The organism is Amycolatopsis sp. M39 (assembly GCF_001651785.1).
GTDB lineage: Bacteria > Actinomycetota > Actinomycetes > Mycobacteriales > Pseudonocardiaceae > Amycolatopsis > Amycolatopsis rubida.
This window is the reverse complement of the sequence record NZ_LWSF01000045.1, coordinates 23,532-29,940: the sequence shown is the minus strand read 5'-3', so window position 1 is coordinate 29,940 and position 6,409 is coordinate 23,532. Positions and strand designations below refer to the sequence as shown.

At 70.7% G+C, this 6,409-nt stretch carries 7 protein-coding genes and 1 pseudogene; 3 read left to right on the top strand and 5 right to left on the bottom strand.

What is annotated here, in order from left to right; genetic code table 11:
- Positions 1 to 655: 655 nt before the first annotated feature.
- Entirely contained in the window at positions 656 to 1,009 is a 354-nt protein-coding gene (locus tag A4R44_RS48720) for a hypothetical protein (protein WP_157905165.1), read from the top strand.
- A 27-nt stretch (positions 1,010 to 1,036) separates the two neighbouring features.
- Here A4R44_RS48720 and A4R44_RS44125 read toward each other — a convergent pair whose 3' ends face one another.
- From A4R44_RS44125 to A4R44_RS47155, 5 genes and pseudogenes are all read right to left on the bottom strand, one after another.
- On the bottom strand, positions 1,037 to 1,708 hold the full coding sequence (locus tag A4R44_RS44125) for a glycosyltransferase family 2 protein (protein ID WP_067595422.1): 672 nt from the start codon (positions 1,706 to 1,708) through the stop codon (positions 1,037 to 1,039).
- Entirely contained in the window at positions 1,705 to 2,970 is a 1,266-nt protein-coding gene (locus tag A4R44_RS44120) for a bifunctional PIG-L family deacetylase/class I SAM-dependent methyltransferase (RefSeq protein ID WP_095214002.1), read from the bottom strand. Before A4R44_RS44120 ends, A4R44_RS44125 begins: the two co-directional genes overlap by 4 nt.
- Positions 2,967 to 3,926: an acyl-CoA dehydrogenase family protein gene (locus tag A4R44_RS44115; protein WP_067595420.1), complete on the bottom strand. Its 960-nt coding sequence runs from the start codon at positions 3,924 to 3,926 to the stop codon at positions 2,967 to 2,969. The genes A4R44_RS44120 and A4R44_RS44115 overlap by 4 nt, the downstream gene beginning before the upstream one ends.
- On the bottom strand, positions 3,923 to 5,089 hold the full coding sequence (locus tag A4R44_RS44110) for an NAD(P)/FAD-dependent oxidoreductase (RefSeq protein WP_067595418.1): 1,167 nt from the start codon (positions 5,087 to 5,089) through the stop codon (positions 3,923 to 3,925). The genes A4R44_RS44115 and A4R44_RS44110 overlap by 4 nt, the downstream gene beginning before the upstream one ends.
- A pseudogene (locus A4R44_RS47155) lies at positions 5,086 to 5,603 on the bottom strand (SRPBCC family protein). The gene A4R44_RS44110 and the pseudogene A4R44_RS47155 overlap by 4 nt, the downstream one beginning before the upstream one ends.
- A gap of 316 nt (positions 5,604 to 5,919) precedes the next feature.
- Here A4R44_RS47155 and A4R44_RS52925 point away from each other — a divergent pair.
- Positions 5,920 to 6,132 carry a hypothetical protein gene (locus tag A4R44_RS52925; protein WP_369806090.1) on the top strand — a complete coding sequence of 71 codons (213 nt, stop codon included), beginning with the start codon at positions 5,920 to 5,922 and terminating at the stop codon, positions 6,130 to 6,132.
- Positions 6,129 to 6,407 (top strand): hypothetical protein, encoded by a 279-nt coding sequence (locus A4R44_RS52920; protein WP_369806089.1) that lies wholly within the window; start codon positions 6,129 to 6,131, stop codon positions 6,405 to 6,407. The genes A4R44_RS52925 and A4R44_RS52920 overlap by 4 nt, the downstream gene beginning before the upstream one ends.
- The last annotated feature ends 2 nt before the right edge of the window (positions 6,408 to 6,409 follow it).

Genomic DNA, 6,409 nt, shown 5'->3' with positions numbered 1-6,409 from the left:
GTCCTGGTCGGTGTAGCGCGGCGCTTCGTCGTCGCCGATGCCGAGGGGCGCGAAGTGTTGGCGTGCGGCCCAGGTTTCCGGGTCCCACGGCCGTTCCCAGCGCCGGGTGGATGAGCCGGTCGTCGGCGGTGGCCACCAGGCGCGGGGTGTGGGTGGCGCCCGGGGCACCGGCCCTCAGACGACTGTCCGTTCCTCCCGGCAGCAACTAGGATATCGAGCGATCCAGCGGAAAGGACTCGGTTTCCGGAAAATAGTTCCGAAGAGAGTCTTTTTTCGGGTCAGGAAATCATCCTGATTACCCGGCTCCGCAGCGGCGAAAATTCACAATCGAATGTCACGATGTCCCGCTTGCCGGCCGGATAGTCACGGTATATGAAAATTTCGTCGGCTGGTCGCCGTGATTCCCGTCGTGCTCGACGGTTCAGTCGAGGTCAGGCTCGCGGACGTCCGCTACGGCTTCGGTCGAGTGGCTGTAGGTACCCGTGAGGCCGGTCGCGACGTCCCAGGCCCGGTACCCGCCGCCTCACCTGAAGCCCTTCGCACAACCACCCAGCGCTCCCCACAGAACAAGATCGCGGCATCTCTGCGCAACTGCGAAACCGGGAGCGGGAACGGATTATGTCCGCACCTTCGCGGGATGCAATCTACCCCGCCCGTGGACACCGTTTGTCAGATCCGCCGGAGCAACTGCGACCGCATCACTGTTGTCGTAGTTGCTCTCGGGCTGCTCGCGAGCGCAGGCGTGTTGCGTAGGCGAAGGCGAGTCCGAGGGGACGGCGAATGCGAGGCCTTCCAGGGCGACGACCGCGATGGCGGCGTGCGGGGAGCGGGCGGCCAGGACGAGCAGTGCGATGCCGCTGGTGGTGAAACTCTGGTCGTCGAGGGCGGGCGGATCACCGAAACCGGCAAGCGCGCCGAATTGCTTGCCTCAGACGGCACTTACGCCCGGTTCTGGCACGACGGCACCGCACCGTTTCACCACGTCGCTTTTGCGACCCAGCCAGCCTAGGCCGGACCAGCGCCGCTCGCCGTCCGGTCACCCGTCTAAGGCGAGCCGGCGGAGCAACGACGACAGGCCTTCGGGGGCGCGGCCGGCCAGCCGGGCGCTGGTGTGCACGACGGTGCCCGGGTCCGTGCCGACCCGGTATCCGGCTTCCCTGAGCCGCCGCCACAGCGAGTGGTCCTCGCCGGTGGACACCGGGCCGAACCCGCCGACGGCGGCGTACGCGTCGGCTCGGACGGCGAGGTTGGCGCCGTAGACGTTCTCCTTCGTGTTCACGATCTCGCGGTACCGCGCCGCCGCGCCCGGGCCGCCCGGCACCGTGCCGGCGAGGTGCGCCGGGCCGGTCGTGGCATGCCAGCCGTGCCGGGCGCGGGCGAGGTGCCGGGCCGCCCAGCGCGGGTCCACTTCGGTGTCGGCGTCGGTGTTGAGCAGCAGTACTTCCCGCGCGGAAAGCCGGGAGAGGGCCGTGCTGCAGCCCAGATCGCGGATCTCGCCGATGGTGCGCGGCGCGTTCGTCGCCACGACCTCGGCCAGCGACCGGGCGCGGGCGGCGGTGTCGTCGGTGCAGCGGTCGGCGACCACGACCACGACGCGTTCCATCGAAACCGGCAGCCGCAGCAGCGACCGCCGGACGGCGTGCAGGCACTGGGACACCGACGAGGCCTCGTCGCGCGCGGGCACGACGACTCCGACGGCGGCGATCATCGCCGCCTCAGCACATCCAGGCGGAACTGCTCGTCGACGTGGGTGACCAGCGTTTCCAGCGCGGGGTGCCCGGCGAGCCGCTCGTGGACGGCGGTGCCGTCGTACGGTGCCTCGGGCGCCCACGGCAGCCAGTGCACGGCCACCAGGTCACCGCCGGGTCGCAGCGCGGCGACGGACGCTTCGATCGTCTTCCCGAGGTCCGCTTCGCCGAGGTAGTAGAGCAATTCGCTGTACACGAACAGATCCACCGGCCCGGACGGCAACGCGTGCGGAACGAGACCCTCGTGGACCTCCGCTCCCGGCACCGCCGCCCGCGCCCGCTCCGCTGCTTCCGGGACCGGGTCGAACGCGATCAGCCGATCGCACCGTCCGGTCAGTTCCCGGGTGAGCACCCCGGTCCCGCAGCCCGGTTCCACGACGGTGCCGTAGCGCTCGCGCGGCAACGACCCCAGCAGCAGCGACCGTTTCCGCCTCTCGTACCAGCTGGTCTCGACCTGCCACGGGTCCGTGTCGTCCTGGTACAGCGCGGCGAACCGCTCGACCGGGGCCGAGGTTTCGGGCGGCTGCCGGAAGAACGTCTCGACCGGACGGTCGAAGTGCGCCAGGACCTCGCGGGGGAGGATGGGGTCTTCGCCGCGAGGTCCTGGCCGCAGCTGCGTGGCGAACTCGCCGACGGCCGCCGCTTTCGCGGCGCGCTCGGCGGAGGTCAGCCGGTAGGAACACGCCTGCTGCCACGGGATGTCCGGTGCGTCCGGCGCCCGCCAGTGCCACATCCAGATCGGATACGACCAGCGGTGCGCGGAAGCAGGCGCCGCGGCCAGCGCCGCTCGTCCGGCGGCCTGGTGGTCCGGATGCGGGTCGCCGGGCCACGGCAGCAGGCACAGATCGCGGCCCGCGGCGTGCTCGCGGAGAACGCCGGTCAGCTCCCCGGTGTGTGCGGTGAGCCCGGAATCGGGCAGGCCCAGCCAGATCGGCTCGACGTCGAGTCCTTGCGCGGCAAGGGAACGTTCCAGCTCTCCGCGTCGCGCACGGCCAAGCTCGGCGCGTTCGGCGGCACCGGAATCAGGGAAAGCGGCTTCGCCGTCGGTGGCGACGACGAGCGTCACCTCGGTGCCCGCCGCGTGCAGATGCTGGAGGAGCCCGCTCGCGCCGAGCGTTTCGTCGTCGGGGTGTGCGGCCACGACCAGCGCCCGCCGGAACTCCTGCTCCGGCCAGTCGGGGAAAGCGCGCGTCCACTCGTCTTCGGGCACGAACGGCCTCATGCGCGTCCCTCCGCGAGCACGGCGCGGCCCAGCGCCGCCAAGTCCCGTTCGCCGTGATGCTGGCGGATGAACACCTGCAGATCCGCCACCTGCTGCGCGAACCGCCGGTCCCGGCACAGCGGCCCGGGCCCGGTGATGCGGGGTGCCAGGTCGACCACCTCGCGTGCGGTCCGTTCGACGCTCGCGCGGCACGTGTCGTTCTGCGACCCGGGGTCCGCAGCCCGTTCGATCGCGCTCGCGGTCGCGGTGAGCAGTTCCTCCGAACCTCGCAGCGCGACGTGCAGCGCGCCGAGGTGTGCGAGCTGGTGCTCGTCCGCCTTGCCGCGCAGGCTCACGCACACGCTGTCGACCACCCCCGCCGCCCCGCCCAGCCATACCGCCGCGACGCCGGTCCCGCCGAGCACGAACCCGCGCCTCGCGACGTACCAGCCGGGCGGCCCGACTTCACGCAGCACCGGGACGTCCTCGAACACCACGTCGCCGCTGTCGGAGGCGTCCATGCCGAGCGATTGCCACGCGCCGGGATGCCGCCGGACGCCGCGCGCGGACAGGTCGACCTCCACGAGCTGGTCACCGGCCGCGACGAGAGCGCGGTCCAGCGTCGTGAGCCCGGAACAGAACCGGGTGACGCCCGACAACCGTCCATTGTGGAGTTCGGAGCCGGTGCCGCCGGATTTCGACGCCCACACGCCGTACAGCGCCAGAGGTTCCGCCGCGAGACCCGCTTCGGCGAGGATCGCGATCGCGTCGGTGTGGCCCTCGGCGAGCCGGCCGAGAGCGAGGTCGCGGCGGCCGAACCCGGCGAGCGCGCGCCACCGTTGCCGCAGCGCCCCACGTCCCGGCACTGGCAGGTCCAGCGCGCCGTTCGGGAGCATCCTCCGCAGTTCCTCGTCCAGCGTTTCCGGAGTGCGGGGGAGCGGGAGCGGCTTGGGCGGAGCATCCTCCAGCAAGGTCATCGTGCGTCCTCCGGGTGACGGTGCTCGCGAATCAGGGCGCTGCCTCGTTCGTAGTCTTCGTCGGCCTCGTGAGTGAGCACGCCCACCACGACCCCGTCGCGCTCGTACCACACGGTGAGCGCGCCGCTGTCGCGCGAAACGGGCCGCGTGCGGTCGTATCCGTCGCCCCACGCGGCGTATTTGAGCGTCCGATCGCCTATCTCCGACCAGAACCCCGGCACGGCGTCCCACGCCGCGTCAGTGCCCGCGGCCGTGCGGCCGGCGACTTCTCCCATGGCCAGCCCCTCTCCCCAGTGTTCGACGGGCAATGCCCGTCCGGCAGCCGCGTTGTGCGCGAGCGCCACGTCGCCCGCCGCGTAGATCCCCGGACGGCTGGTGCGCATGTGTTCGTCGGTTCGGATCCGGCTTTGCCCGAGCGCCAGTCCGGCCTTTTCCGCCAGCTCGACGCGCGGGCGGACGCCAGTGGCCAGAAGCACCAGGTCGGTGTCGAGTTCCTCGCCGGTGTCGGTGCGCAGATGCCGTCCGTCGGCGATGGCCGCCAGGCTGGTTTCGCGCAGCAGCTGGATGTTCTCCGCGTCGAGCCAGTTCGCGATCAGCTCGCCCGCGTCCTCGCCGAGACGTTGCCGCTGCGGCACGGTCTCCGGGCACAGCACCGTGACGCGCAACCCGAGCCGGGACAGGGAAACCGCCGCCTCACAGCCGATGAACCCGGCGCCGACGACGATCGCCTCCTCCGCGTCCGTCGCCGCGTCGCGGAGTTCGGAGGAACTGCGCCGCGATCGGAGCGTCCGCACGGTTTCATGCTCCGTGCCGGGCACATCCGGCCGCACGGGTTCGGCACCGGTGGCGAGTACGCACTGCGTGAACGGGCGGCGAAGGCCTGCCGCCGTGCGCACTTCGCCGTCGCCGAGTTCCACGACCGGATCCCCGAGTACGAGCCCGATGTCGAGGTCGCGGCAGACCTCGTTGTCCGCGAGAGAGATCTGGTCCAGCGTCGTCTCCCCGCGCAGGAAGTCCTTCGACAGCGGAGGCCGTTCGTAGGGCAGGTCGGGGTCGGCGCTGAGGAGCCGGACTTCGCCGGTCCCGCCGGCTTCGCGGTAAGAACGGGCGGCCGAAACCCCGGCCGGCCCGCTGCCGATCACGACGAGCTGCTCTGTGCTCATACGCGCCGGTTACCCGTTTCAGGCGCGAGAACACGTAGGGAACTGAGGTCAGCGCCGGGTGGCGGCTGGACGTCACCCCGCCAGGAGCCGGTCTGCTGCCCGCCACGCTGCTCGATGAACGTCTGAACCGCTCCATGTCGCACTTGACGCGCTGGTCGATAAGGCCGAGCTTGTCGGCGGCGTTCTCCGCGAACCCCTCGGGATCGGTCTCCATCTGCGCCGTGACGGGGGTGGTGTCGGCTTCGAGGCGCTGGAACGTGATCACGCCCGCGTGCGTCGGCCCGGAGTCCGCCGCCCATGCCACGCGCTCGTCCGGGTGCTGCTCGGTGATCGTGGCGTCGAACTCGCGCGTCACGCCGCCGACCGACACCTTCCAGCGCGTGTGCGTGTCGTCGAGCTGCCGGATTTCGTCGACACCCTCCATGAAGTGCGGGAACGATTCGAACCGGGTCCATTGGTCGTAGGCAGTCGATACGGGCACCTGCACGTCGGCATGCTCGGTCACGGTGCTCATGGGACTTCGTCCTTCCGTCGGCTGTCCGATTCGCCCGCGGACTACCCGGCGGCGTGGCGGAGAAACATCAGGGGGCCGTGAGAGGGACAACCACCACGTGCCCGGTTTCGGGCCACCGGCCGGGCGGCGGGAGGTCGAAGTCCTCTTTGCCCGGGACGCGCTGGTACGTCCGCGACGTTCGGGCAGTGGCGCCGACCGGCTTCGCGAGAGTGCGCAAAGGACAGACGAACTCCGGGGGTTGCCTTCCGCCGCGGCGGGTATCCGGAGACTTCCCGAGACCGAGGAGACAGCATGGTCGCGCGCATCGGAACCGACCGTGATCACCGACGAGCACCGCGACGTGGAGCGCGCATTCGCCGAACTCGAGAGCGAACCCGAGGTGGGCAACCGGAAAGACGTGGTCGACCACCTGATCGCCGAGTTCGTCCGGCATTCCGTCGCGGAACAGCTCATGTACCCGGCGGGGCGCGCAAGTACCTCGACGACGGCGACGAGAGCGAGAGGAACACCGAGGCCGAGAAGATCATGAAGCTGCTGGAGCGCAAGAACCCAGCGATCGTCGCCGACGTTCGCCACCACATCAAGGATGAGGAGAAGGACCTGCTGCCGCGGCTTCGGGAGGTGTGTTCGGCCGAGAAACTGGACCGGCTGGGCGAGCGGGTGTTGGCGACGGAGAAGGTCGCGCCGACCAGGCCGTATTCCCACGCGCCGAGCAAGCCGCCAGCGAATCTGGATTCTCGCGCCGGGCGCGGCGTTCGCCGACAGGATCCGCGACGCGCTGACCGGCCGGAAGAGCTGACTTGACG

Bases quoted from the DNA above. Each gene is read 5' to 3' on its own strand.
- A4R44_RS44125 (WP_067595422.1), bottom strand. From the start codon at position 1,708: ATGATCGCCGCCGTCGGAGTCGTCGTGCCCGCGCGCGACGAGGCCTCG.
- A4R44_RS44120 (WP_095214002.1), bottom strand. From the start codon at position 2,970: ATGAGGCCGTTCGTGCCCGAAGACGAGTGGACGCGCGCTTTCCCCGAC.
- A4R44_RS44115 (WP_067595420.1), bottom strand. From the start codon at position 3,926: ATGACCTTGCTGGAGGATGCTCCGCCCAAGCCGCTCCCGCTCCCCCGC.
- A4R44_RS44110 (WP_067595418.1), bottom strand. From the start codon at position 5,089: ATGAGCACAGAGCAGCTCGTCGTGATCGGCAGCGGGCCGGCCGGGGTT.
- A4R44_RS52920 (WP_369806089.1), top strand. From the start codon at position 6,129: ATGAAGCTGCTGGAGCGCAAGAACCCAGCGATCGTCGCCGACGTTCGC.